The organism is Cellulomonas septica, from assembly GCF_012396155.1.
In the GTDB taxonomy this organism is placed as follows: domain Bacteria; phylum Actinomycetota; class Actinomycetes; order Actinomycetales; family Cellulomonadaceae; genus Cellulomonas; species Cellulomonas septica.
Genome location: NZ_JAAXOY010000618.1, coordinates 1 through 2,139, shown reverse-complemented (window position 1 = coordinate 2,139; position 2,139 = coordinate 1). Strand labels below are relative to the sequence as shown.

Annotated in this window: 4 protein-coding genes; 3 read left to right on the top strand and 1 reads right to left on the bottom strand. The window is 74.5% G+C overall.

The features are described 5' to 3' along the window. Positions 1 to 558, bottom strand: a 558-nt coding sequence (locus HGA02_RS17340) for a uracil-DNA glycosylase (RefSeq protein WP_168680453.1), incomplete at its 3' end; no start/stop codon positions are given. Positions 559 to 681: 123 nt separating this feature from the next. Here HGA02_RS17340 and HGA02_RS17335 point away from each other — a divergent pair. From HGA02_RS17335 to HGA02_RS17325, 3 genes are all read left to right on the top strand, one after another. After that, entirely contained in the window at positions 682 to 993 is a 312-nt protein-coding gene (locus HGA02_RS17335; RefSeq protein ID WP_124343644.1) for a DUF3263 domain-containing protein, read from the top strand. 29 nt (positions 994 to 1,022) lie between these two features. Beyond that, positions 1,023 to 1,628 (top strand): LytR C-terminal domain-containing protein, encoded by a 606-nt coding sequence (locus HGA02_RS17330; protein ID WP_168680451.1) that lies wholly within the window; start codon positions 1,023 to 1,025, stop codon positions 1,626 to 1,628. Positions 1,629 to 1,749: 121 nt separating this feature from the next. Then, positions 1,750 to 1,953 (top strand): cold-shock protein, encoded by a 204-nt coding sequence (locus tag HGA02_RS17325; protein WP_013769803.1) that lies wholly within the window; start codon positions 1,750 to 1,752, stop codon positions 1,951 to 1,953. Positions 1,954 to 2,139 lie beyond the last annotated feature (186 nt).

Here is a 2,139-nt window from a genome sequence, read left to right as displayed (position 1 = left end):
CGCTCTTCCGATCTCCACCCCTCGTCCGCCCCTGGCCACGGCCACAGGGGTCACCCCTACGATGACCGACGTGCCGCCCACGCGAGACGACGACGCCGCGATCGCCCGGTCGGTGACCGCCTCCCAGCCGCGCCCCCGGTGCGACGCGGGCGCGCCCGGCCGGACCGTCAGGACCCTGTTGAGCAGCATCACGCCCTGGTCGGCCCACGGCGAGAGGTCGCCCGTCGTCGGACGCGGCACGTCGAGGTCGGCGACGAGCTCCTTGAAGATGTTGTCGAGCGAGCGCGGCAGGGGCCGCACGTCCGCCTGCACCGAGAACGACAGACCCATGGGGTGGCCGGGCGTCGGGTAGGGGTCCTGCCCGACGACGAGCACGCGGACGTCCGCGAGCGGGCGGCTGAACGCCCGCAGCACCGACTCGCCCGCGGGCAGGTACCCGTGGCCCGCCGCGACCTCGTCGCGCAGGAACTGTCCCGCCGCGCGGATCTGCGGCTCGACCGGCGCGAGCGCCTGCGCCCAGTCCGGTGCGACGAGCGACGCGAGGGGAGCCGGGTTCACGCGGGCGAGGCTACCCGGTCGGCCACCCGACCCGGTGACGGGCGGTGAGGCGGAATGACACCGGTGTGGTTCGCACCTACGATGGCCGCTGACCGACCCGCCCTGCACCACCGAGGAGGCCGTATGGACACCGCGACCGCGCTCCCGATCGGCACCGTCGACGCTGGGCCGGACGGGGGAACCTCCGGCCTGACCGAGCGCGACGAGCAGATCCTCGCGTTCGAGCGCCAGTGGTGGAAGTACGCCGGCGCCAAGGAGCAGGCGGTCCGCGAGCTGTTCGACATGTCCGCCACGCGGTACTACCAGGTGCTCAACGCCCTCATCGACGAGCCCGCGGCCCTGGCCCACGACCCCATGCTGGTCAAGCGTCTGCGGCGCCTGCGGCAGTCCCGTCAGCGCGCCCGCACCGCGCGTCGCCTCGCGACCGACGCCTGAGCCCCAGGTCCAGCGGATAGCCTGCGGCCGTGAGCAAGGCGGACTACCCCTACCCGGACGACGAGTTCGACGCCGCTGCGGACCCCGACGCGCCGCGCGGTGTCCACCGTGCGCCGCGCTCGGCGTGGAGCCGGTGGTGGCCGTTCCTGGCGGTCCTCGTCCTCGCCCCCGTCCTCGCCTACGGCGCCGTGACCGCGTGGGGCATCATCAACGGGGCCGACGACTCGCCCGGCAGCTCGACCGTCGACGACGGCGGGACCGGTGACGAGGGCACGACCGACGGCACGGAGGAGACGCCCGCCGACGGGACGGAGGAGCCGCCCGTCGAGACGGAGGCGCCGCCCGCGGTCGAGCCCGTGCTCAGCACGCCCGTCCAGGTGCTCAACGCCTCGGGCGTGAGCGGGGTCGCCGCCCGCCAGCAGGCCAAGCTCCAGGAGGCCGGCTTCACCGCCGCGACGACCGGCAACTCCGACGGCGAGGGCGTGACCGACTCGACCGTCTTCTACGCGAGCGAGGACCTGCGGTCGACCGCCGACCTCGTCGCCCAGACGCTCGGCCTCACCGCCGTCACGCTCGACCCGGACCAGGCGGGCGACGGCATCGTCGTCGTCCTGCGCACCGACCCCGACGCCTGACCGGGGCCGACGCCCCGGTCACCTCCGAGATGACCCTGGTCGTGGCATGCCCGTGACCACTAGGCTCACGCGCACCGGGGGCCGGCGGAGCCCGCGGCGCACCGATCGTCGAGGAGTTCGCATGGCCCAGGGCACCGTGAAGTGGTTCAACGCGGAGAAGGGGTACGGCTTCATCACCCCGACCGGCGGAGGGCAGGACCTCTTCGTGCATTTCAGCGCCATCCAGGTCGACGGCTACCGGACCCTCGAGGAGGGCCAGCAGGTCGACTTCGAGGTCGGCCAGGGCACGAAGGGCCCGCAGGCCGAGCAGGTTCGCCCCGTCTGACGTGACGCCCCGGCGTCGTCTCCCCGGCACTCCAGCTCCGGACGTCCACGTCGGACGCATCGGCGAGGGCCGCGCACCCGCCGTGGTGCGCGGCCCTCGCGCGTTCCTGCCCGACGGAGGCCGGTGCGCGCGTCCCTGCCCGACGGCGGCGGGAGCGTCGTCAGCGGGGGAGCGGGGCCGCGTGCG